Genomic DNA, 22,075 nt, shown 5'->3' with positions numbered 1-22,075 from the left:
GGCTGTTTTCAACATCGTAACGAAAAAATCGAGATGCATAACGGGTTAATCGTCAGAAGGGAACAAGTTGAGGACCAAAGAGCTGTATGGAATGTTACCCGCTTGGCTTTTAATCAGGACGAGGAAGCGGATTTGATCGACCGGTTAAGAAGTAATGAGCAGGTATTTATACCTGATCTTTCGTTGGTTGCCACCATCGGGTCGGACATCGTTGGCCATATTTTGTTTACTAAGATCAAGATCATAGACGATGGCCAAAACGAGCACATAACTTTGGCATTGGCGCCCGTGAGCGTAGTACCTGCCTTTCAAAACCAAGGTGTAGGGAGTAGATTGATCAGGCACGGACTTGATGTTGCCACCAAATTGGGATATACATCCGTTATCGTTTTGGGGCACGAACATTACTATCCACGCTTCGGATTTTATCCAGCAAGGAAATGGGGCATACTAGCCCCTTTTGATGTGCCCGAAAATGTCTTCATGGCCATGGAATTGGCCGAAGATAGTTTGGTGGGCATTTCAGGGATAGTGCGCTATCCGGAAGAATTTGGGGGTGTATGAATGGATGAATTGGGGCGATTGTTATCCCTCCGAAGTGTTCTTCTGTTCCATCTCACTACCGATACGGTTTGCCGCTACAAACGAGGCAACCATGTTATTTAACATCTCTCCGGCAGCATGTGGTGAATTGGGCATAAGGATCAGATTTGATTTACCCAATGTACCCATGGCCTGTAAAGTATCGTAATGTTGGGTGACTACAATCAGTGCAGAGGCCTCCTGTGAATTGATGCCTACTTTGTTTAAGACATTTACCGATTCTTCCAAACCCTGAGCGATTTCCCGCCGTTGATGCGCAATCCCTTGGCCCTGTAAGCGTTTGCTTTCCGCTTCGGCCTTTGCTTTCTCGACAATGAGAATCCGTTGGGCGTCGCCTTCGTACTGCGCAGCTACTTTTGCCCGCTCTGCAGCATTAATCCGGTTCATGGCTTGTTTTACCTGTTCATCGGGGTCGATGTCGGTTACCAACGTCTTCACGATGTCGTATCCATAGCCATTCATCGCTTCCTGTAATTCTCCCCTTACTGCAATCGCAATATCATCCTTTTTTTCGAAAACATCATCGAGTTTCAATTTTGGGACTTCCGCCCGCACGACATCGAATACGTACGAGGTAATTTGCGAATAGGGATTGTCCAGTTTATAAAATGCGTCGTATACTTTTTCTTGGATGACGACATACTGTACCGAAATTTTCAGTTTGACAAATACATCATCCCGCGTTTTCGTTTCCACGACTACATCCAGTTGCTGGATTTTTAGCGAAAGCTTAGCAGCGATCCTGTCAACAATCGGAATTTTGACCTGGAGCCCAGGCGTTCTTATCCCCTGGAATTTCCCAAATCGCTCCACAATCACGGCGGTTTGTTGTTTTACCGTGAAAAATAAGCCAATAAAGCTAAGAATAAATAGTCCGATGATGACATAAAAAATCACCGAGAAGGTGCTTAACAGTTCTAATATATCCATGGCCTTTTTCCGCAAAATAACAAAAAAACAGATACCATCCAACAAAAACGATGTTGAAATAGGGTTGGCAATTGCTTAATATTAAACGGGGAGAATATTGATGGGTTACAAATAGGCGGGTTTAGCGTTGCAATTCCCCACAGTCGGCAGCGGGTTGCCGCACACCCGCGCCCTGTTGGTAAACGAGAGATGCCCCAAGGTGGCCGGTATATCCTAACGAAGCGGCACCGGCCAGCGTAAGAATAACGGCGCAGTATATAAGTAGGCGTTTAAGGGGCACGATGCGCCGGCGCATGAAAAAAAGCAGAAAACCTGCCGTGTATAAGATAGTGGTGCAATACCCCCACCACAAGTGAGATTTCAGCACAGTAGGGTCACAAATGCGGCGTACCTCCGTATTATAAGACCACAAACCGGTATAAATTGCCAACCACGCAGTGGTGCCACCGATGCCCAGTAGCCAAGTAAAAGAACGGGTCAGAAACGACCCGTTCTTTTCGTTAGGGTTGAAAAGTAATAGTACCCCCACTAGTGTGGCTAAGCATAATGTAGCGATCGGAACGTGGACCACCATCGGATGCCAGAGTTCTTTACGCCACATGAAGGTGGATTGCTGTACCACGATCACCGTGATCACAGAATTTTAACCGCGATCGGTTCCAGCTTATTACCTGTTTTCTCGACCTGTACTTCCACGTTTCCGCCTTCCGTCAATTCGCTGAATTCCGCGGGGGTTCCGTCGGCCCTGGTCAGTGCCGTCCGACCGGTGAAATAAAGTTCGAGCAATTTGCCGTCGGTTGTCCGGACATAAATTTCCTGTTCGCCGGAATCTACTTCCTCGGCTACACCTTGGTAAGTGCCGGAATCTACAATATCGGTTTTTTTGTTTGCTTCACCGCACGATTGGAAAACCAGTAATCCGCATATAGCGACGGATAGAATCCTAATCAACTTTTTCATTTTTATATGTATTTAATGATTAAAAAATTAATTGCTAACGAGTTATGTTTGTATAACAGCGCCCTGTCGCGATTGTTTGGTGAAGTTTTTTGTTCCCTTCGATGTCATTCACCTGCTTGCTTTGATTTCTTCCGATGGTTTTAAAAGGATGTGATCCTCGGGCGAAAGGTTGCCGAACACCTCCGTCAATGTGTCCAAACGTATACCTTCTTTTACAGGAATTCGCCTGATTTCCTGATCGTTCAACGTCATGACATAGGTTCCGGATTGTGTGTTCAGGATGCTTTTGCCGGGAACCCAATGGGAGGGGCTTTTGCGTTGTAGTTTTAGGTTAACCTGTGCATAGTCACCGCCCTGTAATTCGCCCAATGGATTGGGTACGTCAAACTCCAGCGTAAGGGAACGGTCCTGCTGGTCGAGTAACCCCGAGGTGCGGGAAAGTACGGCGTCGAATGTTTTTCCCGGCTGCGAGCTGACGGTGAACGTAGCTTGCATACCGGGCTTTACCGACGCTGCGTGTTTTTCGGGCAAGGCCACGGTTAGACGCAGGGTATTGCCCTGTGCCATCCTGAATAGGGGTTTGCTGGATCCTGTGCCGGCTAATGCGCCGTTTGAAACGGTGCGTTCGGTGATCACACCGTCAAAAGGCGCCCGGATGCGAAGGTATTCCCGTAGCTGGGAGGCGTGTGCCGTGCCGGCCCGGGAGGCTTCATAGGCGGATCTTGTGCTCTCCATCGCGCTTTTGGCCCGGTCTAATTCTATCGCAGCGACTGCTCCGTTAGTAACCGACGCTTCCATGAGCCGCTCATACGCCTGCTTCGCATAGCGGTAGTCGTTATATACCTTTTGTTCGGTGGATTTATCCGAAAGGTATTGCTGTTCCATTTCCGGTGCTTCCAATAGCGCCAACAGCTGTCCATTGCGAACGTGATCGCCACGGTCTACATACAACTGCTTTACAAACCCCGTAACCTTTGCATGCACAGCTACTTGTTCATATGGCTTCAATTCCGCCGGAACCGATAGTTCATATTCAGGTTGGAGGAGCTGTACAGAGGCGGTAGCATAGGTAACGGGCTTCAACTCCGTTTCTGGCTCCTTTTTCTTTCCACCCGGGGAACAGGCATTGAAACCCCATGCTGCGGTGGCTGCGATAACTAGCAATCCTGCTGAATTTTTTATGCTTAACATACTTTTATACATGGTATTGTGATTTTAAATTGTTATTGTATTGTTTGTCGTGTTGGGAAGTACCTGCTCGCTGGATCGTCTGGGTCTAATGACGGACCGACAGCGGTTGTTCTCGGCATCAGGGAAGAAAAGAAATGCGGAACCAATAACAGAATGGTAACTGTAGAAGCAATCAACCCACCGATAACCGCCCTACCCAATGGCGCAACCTGTTCAGCCCCGTCCCCCAGGCCCATGGCCATCGGCAACATACCAGCAAACATCGCTGCTGCAGTCATCAATACCGGTCGCAATCGGGATGAAGCGGCTAACCTGGCTGCATTGGCGGGCTTCAATGCCAATTGTCGGCGATAATGTTCCGCTTGGTTAATCAGTAATACGGCATTGGATACCGACACCCCCAATGACATGATGATGCCCATATACGATTGGAGATTGAGCGTACTGCCCGTGAGGAAAAGAACAATCAAGCTCCCGGCAATAACTGCGGGCAATACCGAAAGGATAACAAGAGGTACCCTAAACGACTGGTAATAGGCTGACAGCATGAGGAAGATAACGACGATGGCGACACCGAGACCTGCCAATAAGCTGTCTAACGTATCATCCAAAAGCTGCAAGGTGCCCTCCATCCACACGGTGGTTCCACGGGGCGGTTCCCCGGCGTCCCTGATGGCTTGTTTGACGGCCTGGGATGCCGTTCCCAAATCCGTCCCATAGAGGTTGGCTACAACGGTCACATACCGGTTGGGGCCCTTGCGGTTTACCTGTGCCGGACTGGTAACCCGGCGGATGGTTGCCACGTCTTCCAACACGGGACGAGAACTTCCTTTTTTCAGTGGAATGGATCGCAATTTCGCTTCCGACGACATCACTCGCTCGGGTATCTGCACCTGGGTTTGGAAAACCAATCCCGACTTCGGGTCGATCCATAGGTTTTTATCGGTAAAACGTGTAGAGGATGTAGCGGTGACCAGGCTCCGTGTAACATCCTGTATGGTCAGCCCGAATTGTCCGGCAAGATCACGGTCTACGTCGATTTCCAACGTGGGATAGGCAATGGCTTCGGCGATACGGACATCCCGTAAATAAGGTATTTCTTTGAGATTGGCCTCAATTTTTGATGCGTGGGCAAATGCAGCTTTTACCTGATTTGCTCCTACTTTTACTTCAATCGGTGTCATGGCGCCCTGCCCCATAATTTTTTCGGTAAGCTCCATCGGCTCGAAATTAAACCGAATTTCCGGATGTTTTTCGGCAATGCTTTTCCTGACATGCTCTTTCAAGTCCTCCATTGAGCCGTCGTACACCTCCTGATTGACGGATACCTGCAAAACAGCTTCATGTGACGCGCTGCTGAAAAGGAAAATAGGATTGATGGGAGAGCCTGCGGGATGCATGCCTACAAATGCCGACGTGATGTTTATGCCCGCTTCGGGAACCAGTGTCACGATATCGTCTGTGATATTCCGGACGATTTGCTCCGTTTTTTCGAGCCTGCTTCCCTGAGGCGCCTGTATGCGTAGCTGAAAGTCGCCACTATTGGAAACAGGCATCACATCCGTCCCGACGGCTGTTAACAGCAGGGTGGCAATGCCTCCGGCCACAAGTAGGTACACGACGAAAAGCGGAAGAGACTGGGTTGACCATTTGCGCATCCGGTAGGAATAGTTTACCCTGAACTTTTCAAAGAATGCACGGTTTCTGGATGTGTTGGCTGCCTTGCTGTGCTTGCTTTTCATCATCCAGTTGGCCAGTATCGGCACAAACGTCTGGGATGCCAAAAAGGAGGCAATCATGGCAAAAGCAACCGCCAGGGACAAAGGCATGAACATATCTTTCGGAATGCCTGTCATGATAAAGGCTGGCGTGAGCACGGCAAGGATACAAAGCAAAATCAGCAGCTTGGGAATGGAGATTTCTAGCAACGCATCCAGGATTGCCCGCTGTTTGCTTTTACCCATTTCCATGTGCTGGTGGATGTTCTCGATGGTTACCGTTGCTTCGTCGACCAGAATACCGATGGATAGGGCGAGGCCGCTCAGCGTCATGATGTTGATGGTCTGCCCGAAAAGGTGTAGCACCGTAACTGCCGAGAGAATGGCAATCGGGATGGTGAGTACGACGATGAGGGCGCCACGGGTATCGCCCAGAAACAGCCAGATCATCAACCCCGTAAAGACAGCTCCCAGTATACCTTCGTGGATGAGGTTGGATAGCGACCGCTCAATATAGGTGGATTGGTCGAACTCATAGCGGACGTCCACGTCGTCGGGTAGCTGGCTTTTCAGCATCGGGATGGAAGCTTTCAGGTGCTGCACCGCATCCAGGGTAGATGCATCAGCCTTTTTGATGATGGGTAGGTAGACCGACCGTTTGCCGTTGACCAATGCATAGCCTACGGTTTGGTCGGCTCCATCTTCCACGCGGGCTACATCCCTGATGTAGACGGTACGGTTGTCGCTCGTTTTTACCGGCGTATTTAGGAAGGCTTCGGGATTCTTTGCAATGGAATTAATAGGAGCCATCAGGTTTTCATCGCCGATACGGATGTTCCCGGCGGGAGAAGGAAGGCTGTTTTTGGTAATGGCCATCGTAATTTCTTCGGGGGTTAACCCGTTTGCCTGCATGGCTTCAGGGTCGATATTGATTACAATTGAACGGATATTGCCCCCGAACGGTGCGGGAGCGGTGATGCCCGGTATCTCCACAAATAGGGGTCTGACCCGGGTGATGGCGAGTGTTTGCAGTTCGTTGACCGAACGTTGGTCGCTCTCAAATACAAGTTGTCCGACGGGAAGGGAACTGCCGTCGAACCGGACAACCATCGGGGGAACGGCACCTGCCGGCAGGAAACCCATTGCTCTGGAAACCGACGTGGACACCTCGCCTGCAGCCTGCGCCATATCGGTTCCGGGATAAAAGGTGAGTTTCATGAGCGTGAGACCCTGCACACTTTTGAAGTCGATGTTTTTTACCCCGCTGACAAATAACAGTACTTTTTGGAACTCATTGGCCATAAAACCATCCATATAGGCAGGCGAAAGCCCCCCGTAAGGCATAGCGATATACATCGCCGGTAATTCCACCTCGGGGAAAATATCTACGTTTATTTTTTTTATCGTGTTGTAGGAAAAGAAAGCGATCGCCAGTACGGCTACCATCACGGTAATCGGCTTCCTTAACGCAAATCTGATCAGGTTCATGCGCAGTAATTAAAGATTGTTAAATAAAAAATCGAAGTCGGCAGTCAGCTCTGCCTTGTAAGCAAGCAACATCCAATAGTCACGTGAAGCGCCGATGTGCGCATTTTCCGCCTGTTCCAACAACGTGCGGATCTGTAACAGTTCAGTGAGCGCAATAAGACCGCTTTTATACCTTGCCACGTACATATTGTAGGCATCCTGCGATTGCCTTACGGCAAGTCTCGTCTTTTGAAGCTGTTCGTACTGTTGGACGATTTTTGCCTGCGACGCAGAAAGGTCTGCCTGCATAGCCTGCTTGTATTGTGCATGCAGTAGCTTGGTACGTTCTGCTTCTTTAAAGAGCTTTTCTCCTGTTAATCGACTGGTGTGCAGATCGGTGATGTTCCAAACGATCCCGATACCGGCAAGCACGTTGCTGGTAGAGTTGCTGAAACCGTCCTTCCAAGCCCCCGAAACCATTCCCTCCGGACCGATTCCCGTACCGCGGTAGGCATAGCCCCCTAATAAACGCAGGGAGGGCAATGCAGACCGCTTTTGTGCTTCACCAGAAAGCTGGTGATATCCGGATTGCCTATCCAGCGCATCCAGCAGAGGATGGGAGGGAGTCAGGACACTTTCCCCATTTACTTGGCTGGCGACTGGATTGCTGAAACGCCTGGCAGATGCCGTATAATCGATGAGATCGGTGCCATATAATTCCACTAGGTGGATGACCGAGGCGTTTTTAAGGCCGTCCCATTTATCGCGTTCGCCCATGGCCTGCACATAGGACGACGAGGCAAGCAGGCTGTCTGCCGCAGGTCTTAAGCCGGCTGCGGAAAGACCAGCTGTGAGGTTGCGAATGCTGTCGAGACGTGCTGCATTTTTCGCCGTCCAGTTCAGCTTAGCGTCGTTATACAGCAGAGTAATATACCGTTCTGCTAATGTTTTTTTCAGGTGTAGCAGGTAGGCTTCCTTTTCGCTTACTGTTTTGCGAAGCAAGGCACCCGCGGCCTGGCTTTCTTTGCGGAGTTTCCCGAATGAAAACAACTCCCATTCCACCATAGCCGAGCCGAAACTGTTGGCTGCCGTGGCGATACTTCTTGCCGAAGGATTAGTGGCACCACTGACATTGAAAAATCCCGGCTGGGGAAAAAACGCACCTGCATTTCCTTTGTAGGTGCCATAGGTATGCTGGACCTGCGCGCTCACTTGGGGAAGCATATTGCTTTTTACGGCCTGCTCGTTAAGTTGCGCAGCATCTATGGCTGCCGTCCTGGCGCTGATACCGGGGTAATTCGCTTTTACCAGGGGCCATAAACTGCCAAGGGTATGCGTCTGTTGCTGCTGCGCAAAAGAAGGAAATGTTGCCGCAAGGGCAAGCCACAGGATTGTGGTGATCCTAATCTGTTTGATCATATACTTTAAAGTTTTTGGCAGGTCATTGAAAGTGCTGCCCAATCGTGTGCTGAATGAAATACGAAACCAAAGAGATCCTGCCTATCGATGCCTTTTGGTCACAATAGGGGAAGGAGGAATACGTAAAAAGGTATTAAATGATGAGTTGCCGATGCCGGAGAAATATCGGCAGCGTAGGAGAGATCCTTTGTGTGTGGTGTTCAACTTTTGATGGCTCCTCATCTGAGATATAACCGCGAGATAGAAAAGAAAGTACGGTTAGTAAGAGAACGGCTGGCAACAGATCGTTTGTGCTGGACGAAGTAGTCGGGGATATCTTGGCGTCTGTGATGTCACTTTGGATGCATATTTCCAGGCTGTTTCCAAGCAACGGACCGTTCTTTTTTGCCGAACCCTGTTCTGTGTTAACAGGGATACCCGCCAAGCTTTTGAGGCTATTTTTGACCGGACAGGATGTAAGGAGCACCAAAACAAATACAGCCAGTGCGGCGATGTATCGCTGGTAATTTTTTACAAGATAGGGTGTAGTCCTGTCCATTCGCCGCGAATTTACCCTTATTCTTTCAAGAGTACAAAAAATTACCGATTAGTCCTATTATTTTTACATATTCAACCTTACCGGTTTTCCCGATGTTAACGGTATGAATTGGTGATTAAAAGTAGCTATAGTGTTTTCTTCGCAAAAAACAGTTACGTTATTAAAGGCTTACATCTCCGTATGCGCATTTACATAAAAGTACCATAAAATTACTCAAATTTTGAAAAGCCAGCATAAGATGAGAATTTTGTGCTTTCAAAAATCAGGATTCGAAATTCATGGAATCAACGAGGAGAATTATTATCGTGGGGGGTGGGCTGAGTGGCCTTACCCTGGCTTACCTGTTAGCCCAGCGGAATATCCATGCCACTGTCTTAGAAGGTTCGTCAAGACTTGGCGGACGGATACAAACCATTAAGGGTGTCATGGAAACACCGTTGGAATTAGGTGCAACCTGGTTCTCGGAGCTGCACCCCAATCTGCTGGCATTGATTGACGAGCTGGGATTAATAAAATACCCTCAGTTTTCAAAAGGTATATCGCTGTTTCAAACCAAGTCATTCGAACCTGCACAGAAATTTTTTGTGCCCGAGGCGGAAACACCTTCCTATAGACTGGCCGGTGGGACGCAACGGTTGATCGATGCATTGGCTGCAAAATTACCGGATGGAAGCGTCCAATTAAACGCAAAGGTTACAGAAATCAGAGAAACCGAAGTTCAAGTTGTGTTGGAAACATCCGGTGGTAAGGTATGGCATGCTGATAAAGTGATCGTTTGTATTCCACCCCGGTTGATAGCGACCCAGATCGGTTTTGCACCGAAGCTGCCCGATGCATTGCAAGGTGTGCTGCCGGATGTTCAAACTTGGATGGCTGGCGCCGTAAAGTTTACATTGGAATACGATCGTGCTTTTTGGAGAGATGAGGGGTATTCGGGAATGCTGTATAGCCATGCCGGAATCATCACGGAGATGTACGACCACACCAACTTTGAGGAAAATAAATTTGGTTTTACCGGTTTCCTCAATGGTGGCGCTGCAACCTATCCGCAAACAGTCCGCCGGGAACTTGTATTGCGCCAACTGGCGGATTTACTGGGAGAACCGGCAACGGAACCTATGGCTTATTTTGACAAGGTTTGGATAGACGAATTTATAGGCGATGGGAATCAGGTGATCCAACGTCCACACCAATACAACGGACACCCGTTATTGCAGCAATGTTATATGGGTGAAAAATTATTCTTTGCCGCAACAGAAACTGCCAATGAATGCTCTGGATACATGGAAGGGGCGGTTATAGTAGCCCGGACCGTTGCCGAAAAGCTCTAAAGAAATAAGGTGATCAACCCCCCTGGGTTAGCGGGGAGTGATAATAGTTTTGCTAATTAAAAAAGTAATTGCGAATATTGCGATTACTAAAATAATTAGCTTTATGGAGCGGCATATTGTACATTGTGACCTGGATACGTTTTTCGTATCGGTGGAAAGACTGCGGAACAGCAGCCTGAGCGGTAAACCGGTATTGATCGGTGGCAGCAGCGGTAGGGGAGTGGTGGCGTCATGCAGCTATGAAGCTAGGCGGTTCGGTGTGCACAGTGCCATGCCCATGAAGCGAGCAATCAGGCTGTGCCCCGAAGCGATCATCGTGCGGGGCAATCACGATTTATACAGTACCTATTCCCGTAAGGTTACCGAAATCATCGAAGCATGTACGCCCGTCGTTGAAAAAGCGTCCATTGATGAGCATTACCTGGATATCACGGGCATGGACCGGTTCTTCGGCTGCTGGAAGTGGGTGCAGGAGCTTCGGCAACGCATTATTAGCGAGACGGGGTTACCCATATCATTTGGTCTGTCGGCGAATAAGACCGTTAGCAAGATCGCTACGGGCGAGGCCAAGCCCTGCGGGGAACGGTTGGTCAAAGGGGGCGCAGAGAAGCAGTTTCTGGCCCCGTTACCTATCCGGAAAATCCCGATGGTTGGCAAAAAATGCCATACACTGCTGCGCAATCTGGGTATCTACCACATCGGTGCTGTACAGGAGATGGAAGCCGGGACAATGCAACGGCTACTGGGCGAAAATGGGCTCGCTATCTGGCGCAAAGCAAATGGGCTAGACGACAGGCCGGTGGTACCTTTCCATAAACAGAAATCGATGAGCAAGGAAATTACCTTTCGAGAGGACACCGTCGACATGGGTATGCTTCGACGTGTCTTGGTGAGTATTGTCGATACCTTGACCTTTGACTTACGGAAAGATAAAAAGCTGACGGGATGTGTTACGCTGAAAATTCGATACTTTAATTTTGATACACACACGCGACAGCTGAACATTCCGTATACAAATTCCGACCGGACACTCACTGAAAAAGTAATGGAGCTGTTCAAAAAACTCCACCGTGAGCGAGTACTCATCCGGCTCGTTGGTGTGAAGTTTTCCAACCTCATACAGGGAGCTTATCAGGTCGACCTATTTAATGATACGCTCGAAGAATTAAATTTGATGCAAGCGATGGATCACATCCGCGCGCGGTTCGGGATGCAGTACCTCCGGAAAGGCATTTGCATGCCAGATGAGGTGGTTAAACGTTAAAATGGATAGATATCGATCACATTTTTCCGTATCTTGCCCCAATAAAAACGACACTATGTCCTATTCGTTGTATTTACCTCAAAAAGGGAAGCGTGACCTTCAGGGAAAGGCGATCTTGGCGGCCGACATCGGTGGTACCAAGACCAGTTTAGGGTGGTTTGAACTACGGAACGGTACGCTCGCACTTTTGCAGGAAGCCACCGTTTCCTCCAAGGCTCATGCCACATTTGAAGAGGTTGTGACAAACTTCCTTGCGGATAAACCAGACGTCCCACACATCCTTTCCATTGGTGTAGCAGGGCCTGTTTTGGATAACCAGGTGAAGCTGACCAATTTGTCGTGGGAACTCGATGGTAGCCGATTGGAGCGCGAATTGGGTATCGGTCGCACGGTGCTGATTAATGACCTGGAAGCTACGGCTTATGGGCTGATCGGTTTGGCCCCGGAAGATATCGCCCCGGTGTTTGACGACGGTGAGCCTATTCAGGGTAACATGGTCATTCTCGCTCCGGGTACCGGTTTGGGGGAGGCGGGGCTGTTTTGGGACGGCGAGGCTTACCGGCCATTTGCTACCGAAGGGGGGCACAGTGATTTTGCTCCGCGGACAGCGCTTGATCTCGAACTGCAGGCATACCTGAACGAAGAGAGCGATATCGTAAGCTGGGAGCACGTGGTATCAGGCCCAGGGATTTATCGTATTTACCGTTTCCTGCGCGATGTAAAAGGTCATAAAGAGCCCGCCTGGCTGACTGAAAATTTCAAGAACAGCAACGATTCCGCTGCTGTGGTCAGCCATGCTGCCATGCGTGAATTGGACGCCACCTGTGCCAAAGCCATGGATTTATTTGTAAGCTTCATGGCACGCGAGGCGACAAGTTTAGTGCTTAAACACAAGGCGGTCGGCGGACTCCTATTAGGGGGTGGCATACCGCCCCGGATTTATCCGTTGCTGCGCAAAGAGCTATTCCGGCAGCAGTTTATCCAAAATTCACACATGAAGGAACTGTTGGAGGAGGTGCCCATCAAGGTGGTCCTGAACAGCAAGGCTGCATTGATCGGAGCCGCTTACTTCGGTGCCTACGGACGGTGATGATGTTGCATATACAAGTAAAGTTATGTAAGTTTGCGTCGACAAAAGGAAATGGTGTTCTTCCTTACCCAACCGCTCCCTGAGGGATGCTGATGACGCCTGGTTAAGTGGATAAACAAAGACGTTTAATCAGGATTGGTATGCAAACAAGAAATCGGAAGGCATCGTTCACTCATCACATCAACATCCGTATCCAACTTTTTTTTAGGAAATATCCTGCGATTCCGTATGTCGGCAAATGGCTGGTCATCAGTTCCGTTTTGGGCTTATGTGTGGGCACTGTATCGGCGGGTTTTCTCTTTTCACTTGAATGGGCAACCTCCCTTCGGGAAAACAACGGATGGATACTCGCACTTCTGCCGGTTTCTGGAATGGCCATCGGATTGCTCTACCAGTATTGGGGTAGCGATGTGGAGGCGGGAAATAACCTGCTCATCGATACCATTCACAGGCCGGGAAGGACCATCCCTTTCAAAATGGCACCATTGGTGTATATCGGTACCATTGCGACGCATCTGTTCGGCGGATCGGCCGGAAGGGAGGGGACGGCCCTACAAATGGCCGGAGCGATCGCCGACCAATTCAGCAAGCCTTTCCGACTGGTACCCAATGAACGGAAAATACTGATCATTGCAGCCGTAGCCTCAGGCTTTGGGTCTGTATTCGGTACGCCGTTGGCAGGAGCGGTCTTCGGACTGGAGGTCTTTTTGATCGGCCGTATAAAATACGATGCCATTTTCCCCGCTTTTGCATCGGCCATTCTTGCCGATTCAGTGGCAAGGATGTGGAAAGCGCCGCATACCCATTACCACATTGAAAGTGTCCCCGATGTGGCCTTTCAGTATGTCGTTTACGCCGTCGCCGCAGGCATTGCCTTTGGGTTGTGCGCAGCGCTGTTCAGCAAGGCCATGCGTGCGGTGGGGAGCGTATTCAAAAAACGGATCCCATTCCTACCGTTGCGTTCGTTTGTCGGGGGAGCGATCGTCGCGCTCGCGGTGTTGGCAGTTGGTACCACGAAATACATCGGCTTAGGCATTCCTACCATCGTCGCATCGTTCGACCAGCAATTGCCTGCATATGACTTTGCATGGAAGATGGCCTTTACCATCGTTACATTGGCGGCAGGTTTCAAAGGCGGCGAAGTAACCCCCCTGTTTTTTATCGGTGCAGCCCTGGGCAATGCCCTGGCACTGTTCATTCCCCTGCCAATGGGGCTATTGGCGGGTATGGGATTCGTTGCCGTGTTCGCCGGGGCTACCAATACACCGCTTGCCTGCATGCTGATGGGCATAGAGTTATTTGGTGCCGAATGTGGTATCTATGTGGCGATTGCTTGCATTGTGTCCTATCTGTTGTCCGGGCATCACAGTATTTACGTGAAGCAAATGGTTGGTGAACCCAAACACAGTAGGTTCACCAATTACATCGGCAAACGATTGAGTGAACTGTAGCTGCGGCAGTCTCGTATTCCGATGCTAATTGCCAATCAGGGGAGTATATTTTCGCCGGTTCTCAAAGAGAATCCATAGTAGGATCGCCCAGAGCGCTAGCGCGATGGGTAATCCTGCTGGTGCGACGAAGATATGGGTGAGCAGCACGCCTACCATCACCGGAAAGACGATAAGCGCCCCCAAAGCCCGCGTTTTGGGAAAAATAAGCAGCAGCCCCCCAATGATTTCAGCGAGGCCAACGAGCGGTATAAGCCATTGGATTTCCATTAGGGCGGCGTTGTCTTTAACAACTTCTTCGGGCAATCCTTCCGGTACGGGTATGTACTGGAAATATTTGTTTAAACCGCTGTTGATCAATAGTAAGCCGAAGATTGCGGATAGGACGGTTAGAATTTTGCTTTTCATAACGATTACTGATAGGATTTGAATTACCATACGAATATAGGGTGATCTGATGAAAATTGCATACGGGAAACGTGACAATCGTAGGGGGGATTTATGACAGTCGTAATGTAACAGTAAAATTTATTGCATATTACACGCAATTGTATTAGGTTAGCAGCCCATGCGAAATCGTTTACTAGCAGCATGCTGTCAGGCACTTTTTGTTGCTTTCTGTGGATACATCATCGGTTGCTCGGGCACCGATGAAAAGGAAGCTGATCCCAGGCGTCCGTCTTTTGCCCCCATTGTCGGCATCGATTTTTACGAGGCAAGGCGGGCGTTTGATAATGGCTTGGCCTATGATTCGATCGGTTTTGTACAGGAAGCGGAATGGCATGTAAAATTTACTCGTGAAGATGCGGTGCAGATATACGTGCCGGGCAGCGATTCGTCGTTTAATTTTCAAATCACCCATGATCATGACTCTTTTTTCCACTTTGCAAGGGAAAGCTGGAAAGTGATTGACCTGCATCCAGACAGCATAATGCTCCAGCGACTGAGTCTGGATGGATTGAAAGTGAATAAAATCCGTTCGAATGTATATATGCGGTTCTATTCGAAGGATTATCTGAAGCAATTGGATACCCCGCTATCGGAACTTAGGAAACCGCGTAAGCGGGATACCTTGTTTGTACAGGAAATGGTGGCGCGGGCGAACCGCAATCTGACTAACGTGGATAGCTCGTTTTCTTCCAAGAATTATCCTAAACTCGTCAGCAACAGTCCTATTCTGGAAATTAAGCGAAGGCAACACGACAGCCTCGAGTTGATCGGTCAATCGTCGGCCTATGCATACCTGTATCCCGAATATGACATTGTCATCGATAAGGCCTATAAAGATTTCTATTACACCTTTTCGGCATTGGTGGGCCCCGACGGGAAATTGCGGCTGGGTAAATTTTTCGTCATGCCCGAATTTGAAGAATCACGGAGAAGGGTGTTATCGGGTATTATAAGTGTTTACCTTCAAAACCTGTTGGAGATCAAGCCGGCTATGACATTGGGACTTCCCCATAACAGTGTCGTTTATTTACGTGTGAAAGGCAAAGCGGGACAAACGTAAGTCGGTATGACGTGTGGGGCGATAGAGCAACCGTTAAAAATTAAAACAAATGATCCGGTTTTCGGTTCATATTTTTACTTTAGAGGTCAAGAAAATAATTGGGAGAAATGTTTGACAAATTGTTTGAAGCCCGTCAAAAGGCTGAAGAGATCAAGAAAAGGCTGGATCATATCACGGTAACCGGTGAAGCGGAAGGGGGACTCATCAAAGTGACGGCTACGGCTAATAAAGAAGTGACTGAAATAAGCATTGATCCGGTATTCCTATCCAATGCGGATAAGGAAGAACTGGAAGAACTCCTTACCGTAGCTGTGAATAATGCGTTGAAGCAGGCAGATCAGGTCAGTCAGACGGAAATGCAGGGCGCAGCGAAGGATATGTTGGGCGGTCTAGGTGGCTTGTTTGGCCAATGATTACTTGCAAATTACTATTAAAAAATGAAAGCAATTTACTATGGGCATTCGAGTGTATGGCTTGAGCTGGAGGGCGCGACAGTTTTGTTCGACCCCTTTATCAGTCCAAATCCCGAGGCTTCCCACATTGATATAGGCAGTCTAAAGCCAGATTACATTGTACTGAGCCATGCGCATGAGGACCATGTGGCAGATATGGCGGCAATTCAGAAAAACAGCCAAGCGAAAGTAATGGCCATTGTGGAAACCGCCATGTGGGTCAACCGGCAGGATATCCCCGAATCCGCCATTATTCCGTTTAACTTTGGTGGCACAGTGCAGACAAATTTCGGAACCATCAAAATGGTGTATGCCCTGCATACCAACGCTGCTCCAGATGGACAGTACGCGGGTGTACCCGCGGGATACGTATTGAAAAGTGGCAATAAAACCATTTATTTCGCGGGAGATACGGCACTGACCCTAGAAATGAAATTATTGGAACACCTGGGCCTCGACTGGGCGTTTCTTCCCATTGGCGGGCATTTTACGATGGATGTGGAGGATGCGATTACTGCGTGTCAATTTATCAATTGTAAACATGTGGTGGGGATTCATTATGATACGTTCCCGCCCATCACGATTGATAAAAATGTTGCTAAAAAGAAATTCGCAGACGCCGGACTTGATCTTCATTTGCTCGAAATCGGGGGAGAATTGACCTTGTAACGGCCAACGTCTGCGACTATGTGCTTCGGCTGCTATTGCGTAACCGACTTGTTGTTAATGTGATATTGCACGAGATCATCAATGGGCGACCGGAGAATCCGACCGACTTTCATGCCATATTGGACAGCCGTTTCTTCCAGCACATTTCTGAAATTGTAGCCAACCGAGCCGATGCAATTGAACGTATAGCGTTGGTAATCCGGATACCGTGAAACCAAATTGCGGAAGAAATCATCAAAAGAGGTCTGTACCAATCCGCGGGAATAGTTGATGTTGACCATCACATCATAGACAAATTTGCTGAAACTTGCACAAAAACGATTGGCTAACGGTTTGGTGTAAACAGCATCCATCACGTCATCCGGGGTCAACTTATAAGTTTCCCAAAAGACCGCCCGTACATCTTCAGGCATATAACCGCGGATATAATCCGTCAACAGTTTTTTCCCAATATAGCAACCACTGCCTTCATCTCCTAAAATATAGGCAGCAGAATCGATGTTATGTATAATATCTTTACCATCATAAATGCAGGTATTGGTTCCTGTACCCAAGATCGCGGCGAACCCCGCTTGATCTCCGAGTAATGCCCTTGCAGCGGCAAGCAAGTCGTGCCCCACAAATACGTGGGAGTTTACGAAGACTTGTTTGAGGGCTTCGACAACAATGGCTGCTTTCTCTTCGTTATGTACCCCCGCACCGTAATAGTTTACTTCAGCGACCCGGTCATACGGGAGGTCTTTAGGAAGGCCCTTTTTGAGCGAATTGACAATGTAATCGCTGTTCACAAAATAAGGATTGTAACCTTCCGTATTGAAATACACTTTTTTTCCAGCGTCGTCCAGCAAGCACCAATTGGTTTTGGTCGATCCTCCGTCTGCAATAATAATCATTTGTTGGGTGTTAGTTTTGGTATTTTAGTTAAATGATAACTGTTTGAATAATATGCGTTGAATAAATACGCGCCGAAAATACAGTTTTCCCGGAAAAAAAATAACATTATCTGTCAGCTTATTTAAAAAAATGACCCGCTGTCCATTTTATTTACCCAGATAGTCGCCTAAATTTATGGCCTAACATACCGCTTTTTGTATCAATAATTCAAACTTTTTAGCTTTTTTGTGTTTTTATAAATAGTTAAATCATTTAATATTGTTGATATACAGTGGTCTGAGGTTGATTGATTCACTGCCCGATACACTGTAAAAAGGGAAATAACAGGTTGGCTTTTGTGGGTGAGTTTGGATTTTTTTAATATTTTTTTGAAATTCAAAATGTAATCCTTTACTTTGCGCAGTATTCTCAAAATTTATCCTAACACTTCATCGAAACTCTTTGATTTCTGAAGACCAAATGCTGAAACACTGTTATTTAAAAATGTGCGGCGGGACACGGTGGATAAATTTCTGTGTATAAAAGCAAATCCTTATATATATTTATATTTATAGTTGATGAATATTAATGAATTGAATGCGAAGCTCGTGTCCGAGTTGCGCGAGATAGCGAGGTTAATCGGCATCCCGGATGCAGAGAAACTGCGGAAACAAGAGTTGGTCAGCAAGATTGTTGAGACAGGCGAAGAAGAAGCCAGAAATGCTGCCAAAGAGGAAGAAGTAGCTGTGGCTGGTGAAGAGGCCGACGTTGCTGATGATAAGCCAAGAAAACGCACACGTACGGTAAAAACAGCCGAACCGATCAGTGTAAGAAGCACAAAAGAAGATTATGCGGGCGAAAACAGGGAAACCACAACGGCGTCTGCGGAATCTCGCACTGAACCGGCTCAGGTAACCCCCAAACCCGCTTCGAATGGAAGTAAGATCGAAGGGCCTACAACTAATCTTGATTTTGATAATGTTATTGTTAACGAAGGTGTATTGGAAATTATGCCGGATGGCTATGGTTTTCTCCGTTCGTCCGACTATAATTACCTTACCTCGCCTGACGATATTTATGTATCTCAGTCACAGATTAAACTTTTCGGACTTAAAACCGGGGATACGGTACGTGGAAGCATCCGCCCTCCCAAAGAAGGAGAAAAATATTTCCCATTGGTGCGAGTTGAAGCCATCAATGGACAGAATCCTGCAGATGTACGGGACCGTGTGCCGTTTGATTTTCTTACGCCGCTGTTTCCAACCGAACGGTTGAAGCTGTTTACCGGTACTGGCAATTACTCCACACGTATCATGGATCTGTTTACGCCAATTGGTAAAGGACAGCGGGGATTGATTGTCGCCCAACCCAAAACCGGTAAGACCATGTTGCTGAAGGATGTGGCCAACGCAATTGCAAAGAATCATCCTGAAGTATATTTGATTATTTTGCTAATAGACGAACGTCCGGAAGAGGTGACCGATATGGCTCGGAGTGTGCGTGCGGAAGTGGTATCTTCCACATTTGATGAGCCTGCGGAGCGGCATGTTAAAATCGCTAACATCGTATTGGAAAAGGCGAAGCGTATGGTTGAATGCGGGCATGACGTGGTTATCCTCTTGGATTCCATCACCCGTTTGGCCCGTGCGTACAACACCGTGGCACCGGCATCCGGAAAGATTCTCTCCGGTGGGGTGGATGCCAATGCCTTGCATAAGCCAAAACGTTTCTTCGGAGCGGCGCGTAATATCGAGCATGGCGGTTCGCTGACCATCCTGGCGACGGCTTTGATTGATACAGGCTCTAAGATGGACGAAGTGATTTTCGAAGAATTTAAAGGCACGGGTAACATGGAATTGCAATTGGATCGCAAACTTTCCAACAAACGGATATTTCCGGCGATCGACCTCATCGCTTCGAGTACACGGAGAGATGATTTGCTTAACGACCGCGAGACGCTTCAACGGATCTGGGTACTGCGTAATCATCTAGCGGATATGAATTCGACCGAAGCGATGGAATTCTTATTGGCACAGATGCGTGGAACGAAATCCAATGAGGAGTTTCTTATTAGTATGAACGGTTAATCTTAATGTGGGGGTATCCGATCAAAGGCATACCCCCATCGCTATGAGAAGGCACCTACCCAATTTTATCACCTGCCTGAACCTGCTAAGTGGTTGTATTGGAGTGACTCTTGCATTGGCCTCCCAGCCTAAATTAGCTGCATATTGTGTTGTTGCATCTGGTCTTTTTGATTTTTTGGATGGATTGGTTGCTCGGGCGTTGCATGTCAAATCCCCGATCGGGAAAGAACTGGACTCATTGGCAGACGTGGTTAGCTTCGGACTCGTGCCGGGAGCCATATGGTATACGCTATTAGGTGTCGCATTTCCGGAAAGTGTATACATACCTTATCTCGGGTTTGTGGTGACTGTATTTTCTGCAATCCGCTTGGCTCAATTCAATATTGATGATCGCCAAACTACCGACTTCATCGGGCTTAATACGCCAATGAATGCATTTTATGTGGTTTCGTTACTTTTCATCGCGGAAACCTATGGTAGCCTCGTTCTCCATCCTGCCTTTTTGTTAGGTAATATTGCGCTGACGAGCGCCTTGTTGATAAGCAATATCCGATTATTTTCATTGAAACTGGAATCGGGGTCGTGGCAGAAAAATAAGTGGAAATTCATTTTTATAATTTTAAGCGCAGTGTGGGTTGGTTTGCTTAAATTTGCAGCGGTTCCGGGTGTGCTGGTACTGTATTTTTTGTTTTCATTTATCCATTTTAGGCGAACGGCGTAAAGCGCGTTTAAAAAACTAAGTAAAGCATATGAATTTTTTGGCAGAAATCAATGTAATGCCCTTAAAAGAAATCCTGGATCCTCAGGGAAAAGCAGTAACAGGGAGCATGAAAAACCTGGGACTCACAGAAATCAGCAATGTCCGTATAGGCAAGCACATTACGTTGGAAGTGGAGGCTCCGGATGAAACGGTTGCTCGCCAGAAAGTAGAAGAAGCGTGCAAAAAATTGCTGGCCAACCTAATTATGGAAAGCTATGACATCGAAATAAAGGCACTCGTGTAGTGCTTCAATCGATCGTTTGGAGGTAGACGTTCAATTCCCCATAGAGAATTTCGAGTTTGGGTGCAAGTGCATCAAACTTAGCCGTAATCTGGTTGAGGTCTTGTCTGTTTTTGGCGAGACTCTCGATTTCTTGTAACTCGGCACGCATTCCGTTTGCTCCCACGTACGCCAGCGTAGGTTTAATATGGTGGGCTTGTTTATAGACTTTTTCCCAGTCTTCCTGATGGATATGGGACGCAAGAAGCTCCATGTCGGGAGGTGTTTGTTTGATAAATAATTGCAGAATCTCTTTGATCAGTTGCGTGTTGCCTCCTGATAAGTCCTCAAGATACGCCATATTGGCAAATTCAAAGTTTATGTTGCTCATAGGTTTTTGTGTTATAGTGCTTTACCGGTAATTGGTCTGTCGTTTGATTTAATAATTCAGTAATGTTTTTCCGTAACAAAGGATGGACAAGAAGCGGAGCTATTTCCTGCAAGGGAACGAGCGTAAATTTGCGTTCGGCCAGATGAGGATGGGGTACCTGTAAATCTGGCCTATCAACGACACATTCCCCATAGAAAAGAATGTCGATGTCGATTAACCGGGCTTCCCACTTGCCGTGGCGTTCACGCCCCATTTTTTTTTCAATTGCCTGCGTTTGCTCCAGAAGTTGAACAGGAGACAACGTAGTGGCTACCTGTACCACCTGATTGAGGTAATTGGGTTGATTTTTATTTCCCCAAGCAGCGGTTTCGTAAATGGAAGAGATACAACCGAGCGTACCGATCTTCGCATTAATTTCCGTAAGTGCTTGCTTTAACAGCACCATTCGGTCGCCTAAATTGGTGCCTAATAGGAGATATGTGTCCGTTGTGTCTAATGCCGACATCTGCATGGATCGCTGTCATTAGGTATTTGTCGGACAAAAATAATGAAAAGATTCACATTTGTCGGTAATTTGGCGACGGATGAATTACTAATCAAAAAGAATATTAAAAGTTGTACCGATGCCTACGTATTGAATATGTCCGCCATTTACCCCTTTACGAAATATACCGTTGTAAAACCCAAATAGATTCCAAAGCCGGTTGTGGTAACCTAGTTGTGGTCTCGCATACATTCCACCGTTTCCATTGAACTGGCTGCCCGTTTGAAAGCTGTATCCGAGATCGACTCCTATGAAAAAGCCCTGTCTTGCGGGATAATACCGGGCAAATACCGCAGCAGGAACAGATCCGAAATTTTCATGCCCGTCTTTGGGAAAGTAATGCGTGTATCCGGAGGCCAATCCCAGTCCCCAATTGGGAGTTGACATCAATTGGCCTTTTACTTCTGCACCCAGCGTAAAATTGGACCGATCTGCGAGCTGGGCAATAGGTAATCCTGTATTCAGTCCGATTTTAATCCATGAATTCTTCCGGTTGATTTCTGTAGCGCGGGATTGGGCATAAGCGCCTCCAATCGTCATTCCAAAGGTTATGACAAGGAATAGAGCTGCCGTTGTATAAAATCGTTTCATAACCTTAGCCTTGCAAAGG

23 protein-coding genes and 1 riboswitch are annotated in these 22,075 nt (G+C 47.7%); of the genes, 11 read left to right on the top strand and 12 right to left on the bottom strand.

From position 1 onward, the window contains the following. The first annotated feature begins 33 nt into the window (after positions 1-33). Positions 34-564 (top strand): GNAT family N-acetyltransferase, encoded by a 531-nt coding sequence (locus BMZ56_RS23190; RefSeq protein WP_090631624.1) that lies wholly within the window; start codon positions 34-36, stop codon positions 562-564. A 21-nt stretch (positions 565-585) separates the two neighbouring features. Here the strand turns inward: BMZ56_RS23190 and BMZ56_RS23185 are convergent, their stop codons facing one another. The 7 genes from BMZ56_RS23185 to BMZ56_RS23155 form a co-directional block, all read right to left on the bottom strand. Beyond that, on the bottom strand, positions 586-1,533 hold the full coding sequence (locus tag BMZ56_RS23185) for an SPFH domain-containing protein (RefSeq protein WP_090631815.1): 948 nt from the start codon (positions 1,531-1,533) through the stop codon (positions 586-588). A 121-nt stretch (positions 1,534-1,654) separates the two neighbouring features. Continuing rightward, entirely contained in the window at positions 1,655-2,170 is a 516-nt protein-coding gene (locus tag BMZ56_RS23180) for a DUF2231 domain-containing protein (RefSeq protein ID WP_090631621.1), read from the bottom strand. Beyond that, positions 2,167-2,493, bottom strand: a complete 327-nt coding sequence (locus tag BMZ56_RS23175; protein ID WP_090631618.1) for a hypothetical protein — start codon at positions 2,491-2,493, stop codon at positions 2,167-2,169. Before BMZ56_RS23175 ends, BMZ56_RS23180 begins: the two co-directional genes overlap by 4 nt. 108 nt (positions 2,494-2,601) lie before the next feature. Beyond that, positions 2,602-3,684, bottom strand: coding sequence for an efflux RND transporter periplasmic adaptor subunit (locus BMZ56_RS23170; RefSeq protein WP_245893372.1), 1,083 nt, complete (start codon positions 3,682-3,684; stop codon positions 2,602-2,604). A gap of 32 nt (positions 3,685-3,716) precedes the next feature. Further along, positions 3,717-6,890 (bottom strand): efflux RND transporter permease subunit, encoded by a 3,174-nt coding sequence (locus BMZ56_RS23165; RefSeq protein ID WP_090631613.1) that lies wholly within the window; start codon positions 6,888-6,890, stop codon positions 3,717-3,719. 9 nt (positions 6,891-6,899) lie between these two features. Next, a complete protein-coding gene (locus BMZ56_RS23160) occupies positions 6,900-8,288 on the bottom strand; it encodes a TolC family protein (protein ID WP_090631610.1) in 1,389 nt (462 codons plus the stop codon). A 133-nt stretch (positions 8,289-8,421) separates the two neighbouring features. Further along, on the bottom strand, positions 8,422-8,826 hold the full coding sequence (locus BMZ56_RS23155) for a hypothetical protein (protein WP_090631607.1): 405 nt from the start codon (positions 8,824-8,826) through the stop codon (positions 8,422-8,424). A gap of 278 nt (positions 8,827-9,104) precedes the next feature. On the opposite strand from BMZ56_RS23155, the gene BMZ56_RS23150 reads away from it, so the two are divergent. From BMZ56_RS23150 to BMZ56_RS23135, 4 genes are all read left to right on the top strand, one after another. Continuing rightward, positions 9,105-10,157, top strand: a complete 1,053-nt coding sequence (locus BMZ56_RS23150; protein WP_090631605.1) for a flavin monoamine oxidase family protein — start codon at positions 9,105-9,107, stop codon at positions 10,155-10,157. A 103-nt stretch (positions 10,158-10,260) separates the two neighbouring features. Beyond that, a complete protein-coding gene (gene dinB / locus BMZ56_RS23145; protein WP_090631602.1) occupies positions 10,261-11,421 on the top strand; it encodes a DNA polymerase IV in 1,161 nt (386 codons plus the stop codon). 55 nt (positions 11,422-11,476) lie between these two features. Next, complete coding sequence (gene glk / locus BMZ56_RS23140) at positions 11,477-12,511, top strand: glucokinase (RefSeq protein ID WP_090631600.1); 1,035 nt, start codon at positions 11,477-11,479, stop codon at positions 12,509-12,511. Positions 12,512-12,549: 38 nt separating this feature from the next. Further along, positions 12,550-12,620, top strand: a riboswitch (Fluoride riboswitch). Between the two features lie 31 nt (positions 12,621-12,651). Continuing rightward, on the top strand, positions 12,652-13,962 hold the full coding sequence (locus tag BMZ56_RS23135) for a voltage-gated chloride channel family protein (RefSeq protein WP_177195281.1): 1,311 nt from the start codon (positions 12,652-12,654) through the stop codon (positions 13,960-13,962). A 24-nt stretch (positions 13,963-13,986) separates the two neighbouring features. Here the strand turns inward: BMZ56_RS23135 and BMZ56_RS23130 are convergent, their stop codons facing one another. Next, positions 13,987-14,367, bottom strand: coding sequence for a DoxX family membrane protein (locus BMZ56_RS23130; protein WP_090631809.1), 381 nt, complete (start codon positions 14,365-14,367; stop codon positions 13,987-13,989). A 160-nt stretch (positions 14,368-14,527) separates the two neighbouring features. Between BMZ56_RS23130 and BMZ56_RS23125 the strand changes: the two genes are divergently transcribed. From BMZ56_RS23125 to BMZ56_RS23115, 3 genes are all read left to right on the top strand, one after another. Next, on the top strand, positions 14,528-15,469 hold the full coding sequence (locus tag BMZ56_RS23125; protein WP_090631597.1) for a hypothetical protein: 942 nt from the start codon (positions 14,528-14,530) through the stop codon (positions 15,467-15,469). 107 nt (positions 15,470-15,576) lie between these two features. Then, a complete protein-coding gene (locus BMZ56_RS23120; RefSeq protein WP_090631595.1) occupies positions 15,577-15,882 on the top strand; it encodes a YbaB/EbfC family nucleoid-associated protein in 306 nt (101 codons plus the stop codon). A gap of 24 nt (positions 15,883-15,906) precedes the next feature. Next, positions 15,907-16,590: a metal-dependent hydrolase gene (locus BMZ56_RS23115; protein ID WP_090631592.1), complete on the top strand. Its 684-nt coding sequence runs from the start codon at positions 15,907-15,909 to the stop codon at positions 16,588-16,590. Positions 16,591-16,622: 32 nt separating this feature from the next. On the opposite strand, the gene BMZ56_RS23110 is transcribed toward BMZ56_RS23115, so the two are convergent. Beyond that, positions 16,623-17,483, bottom strand: a complete 861-nt coding sequence (locus BMZ56_RS23110) for an N-acetylglucosamine kinase (protein ID WP_090631590.1) — start codon at positions 17,481-17,483, stop codon at positions 16,623-16,625. 558 nt (positions 17,484-18,041) lie between these two features. Here BMZ56_RS23110 and rho point away from each other — a divergent pair. Genes rho through purS form a run of 3 tightly spaced genes read left to right on the top strand, consistent with a single transcriptional unit; the run spans position 18,042 to position 20,554 of the window. Then, positions 18,042-19,550, top strand: coding sequence for a transcription termination factor Rho (gene rho / locus BMZ56_RS23105; RefSeq protein WP_090631586.1), 1,509 nt, complete (start codon positions 18,042-18,044; stop codon positions 19,548-19,550). Between the two features lie 43 nt (positions 19,551-19,593). Then, positions 19,594-20,271 carry a CDP-diacylglycerol--serine O-phosphatidyltransferase gene (gene pssA, locus BMZ56_RS23100; RefSeq protein ID WP_090631806.1) on the top strand — a complete coding sequence of 226 codons (678 nt, stop codon included), beginning with the start codon at positions 19,594-19,596 and terminating at the stop codon, positions 20,269-20,271. A gap of 28 nt (positions 20,272-20,299) precedes the next feature. Continuing rightward, positions 20,300-20,554, top strand: a complete 255-nt coding sequence (gene purS / locus BMZ56_RS23095) for a phosphoribosylformylglycinamidine synthase subunit PurS (RefSeq protein WP_090631584.1) — start codon at positions 20,300-20,302, stop codon at positions 20,552-20,554. Between the two features lie 4 nt (positions 20,555-20,558). Here the strand turns inward: purS and BMZ56_RS23090 are convergent, their stop codons facing one another. From BMZ56_RS23090 to BMZ56_RS23080, 3 genes are all read right to left on the bottom strand, one after another. Next, a complete protein-coding gene (locus BMZ56_RS23090; RefSeq protein WP_090631581.1) occupies positions 20,559-20,921 on the bottom strand; it encodes an Hpt domain-containing protein in 363 nt (120 codons plus the stop codon). Next, positions 20,902-21,426, bottom strand: a complete 525-nt coding sequence (gene folK, locus BMZ56_RS23085) for a 2-amino-4-hydroxy-6-hydroxymethyldihydropteridine diphosphokinase (RefSeq protein WP_090631804.1) — start codon at positions 21,424-21,426, stop codon at positions 20,902-20,904. Before folK ends, BMZ56_RS23090 begins: the two co-directional genes overlap by 20 nt. An 87-nt stretch (positions 21,427-21,513) precedes the next feature. After that, complete coding sequence (locus tag BMZ56_RS23080; RefSeq protein WP_218146650.1) at positions 21,514-22,056, bottom strand: hypothetical protein; 543 nt, start codon at positions 22,054-22,056, stop codon at positions 21,514-21,516. Positions 22,057-22,075 lie beyond the last annotated feature (19 nt).

Origin of the sequence: Parapedobacter indicus (genome assembly GCF_900113765.1) — a bacterium.
In the GTDB taxonomy this organism is placed as follows: Bacteria; Bacteroidota; Bacteroidia; order Sphingobacteriales; family Sphingobacteriaceae; genus Parapedobacter; species Parapedobacter indicus.
Note: the sequence above shows the minus strand (reverse complement) of the source record. Positions and strands in the feature narration are given on the sequence as shown.

What these genes read in the sequence shown, in the direction of transcription:
- BMZ56_RS23175 (WP_090631618.1), bottom strand. Translation starts at nt 2,493, where the DNA reads ATGAAAAAGTTGATTAGGATTCTATCCGTCGCTATATGCGGATTACTG.
- BMZ56_RS23110 (WP_090631590.1), bottom strand. Translation starts at nt 17,483, where the DNA reads ATGATTATTATTGCAGACGGAGGATCGACCAAAACCAATTGGTGCTTG.
- BMZ56_RS23170 (WP_245893372.1), bottom strand. Translation starts at nt 3,684, where the DNA reads ATGTTAAGCATAAAAAATTCAGCAGGATTGCTAGTTATCGCAGCCACC.
- BMZ56_RS23115 (WP_090631592.1), top strand. Translation starts at nt 15,907, where the DNA reads ATGAAAGCAATTTACTATGGGCATTCGAGTGTATGGCTTGAGCTGGAG.
- BMZ56_RS23160 (WP_090631610.1), bottom strand. Translation starts at nt 8,288, where the DNA reads ATGATCAAACAGATTAGGATCACCACAATCCTGTGGCTTGCCCTTGCG.
- BMZ56_RS23165 (WP_090631613.1), bottom strand. Translation starts at nt 6,890, where the DNA reads ATGAACCTGATCAGATTTGCGTTAAGGAAGCCGATTACCGTGATGGTA.
- rho (WP_090631586.1), top strand. Translation starts at nt 18,042, where the DNA reads ATGAATATTAATGAATTGAATGCGAAGCTCGTGTCCGAGTTGCGCGAG.
- BMZ56_RS23090 (WP_090631581.1), bottom strand. Translation starts at nt 20,921, where the DNA reads ATGAGCAACATAAACTTTGAATTTGCCAATATGGCGTATCTTGAGGAC.
- dinB (WP_090631602.1), top strand. Translation starts at nt 10,261, where the DNA reads ATGGAGCGGCATATTGTACATTGTGACCTGGATACGTTTTTCGTATCG.
- BMZ56_RS23190 (WP_090631624.1), top strand. Translation starts at nt 34, where the DNA reads ATGCATAACGGGTTAATCGTCAGAAGGGAACAAGTTGAGGACCAAAGA.
- folK (WP_090631804.1), bottom strand. Translation starts at nt 21,426, where the DNA reads ATGTCGGCATTAGACACAACGGACACATATCTCCTATTAGGCACCAAT.
- BMZ56_RS23130 (WP_090631809.1), bottom strand. Translation starts at nt 14,367, where the DNA reads ATGAAAAGCAAAATTCTAACCGTCCTATCCGCAATCTTCGGCTTACTA.
- BMZ56_RS23120 (WP_090631595.1), top strand. Translation starts at nt 15,577, where the DNA reads ATGTTTGACAAATTGTTTGAAGCCCGTCAAAAGGCTGAAGAGATCAAG.
- BMZ56_RS23185 (WP_090631815.1), bottom strand. Translation starts at nt 1,533, where the DNA reads ATGGATATATTAGAACTGTTAAGCACCTTCTCGGTGATTTTTTATGTC.
- BMZ56_RS23155 (WP_090631607.1), bottom strand. Translation starts at nt 8,826, where the DNA reads ATGGACAGGACTACACCCTATCTTGTAAAAAATTACCAGCGATACATC.
- BMZ56_RS23135 (WP_177195281.1), top strand. Translation starts at nt 12,652, where the DNA reads ATGCAAACAAGAAATCGGAAGGCATCGTTCACTCATCACATCAACATC.
- BMZ56_RS23080 (WP_218146650.1), bottom strand. Translation starts at nt 22,056, where the DNA reads ATGAAACGATTTTATACAACGGCAGCTCTATTCCTTGTCATAACCTTT.
- purS (WP_090631584.1), top strand. Translation starts at nt 20,300, where the DNA reads ATGAATTTTTTGGCAGAAATCAATGTAATGCCCTTAAAAGAAATCCTG.
- pssA (WP_090631806.1), top strand. Translation starts at nt 19,594, where the DNA reads ATGAGAAGGCACCTACCCAATTTTATCACCTGCCTGAACCTGCTAAGT.
- glk (WP_090631600.1), top strand. Translation starts at nt 11,477, where the DNA reads ATGTCCTATTCGTTGTATTTACCTCAAAAAGGGAAGCGTGACCTTCAG.
- BMZ56_RS23150 (WP_090631605.1), top strand. Translation starts at nt 9,105, where the DNA reads ATGGAATCAACGAGGAGAATTATTATCGTGGGGGGTGGGCTGAGTGGC.
- BMZ56_RS23125 (WP_090631597.1), top strand. Translation starts at nt 14,528, where the DNA reads ATGCGAAATCGTTTACTAGCAGCATGCTGTCAGGCACTTTTTGTTGCT.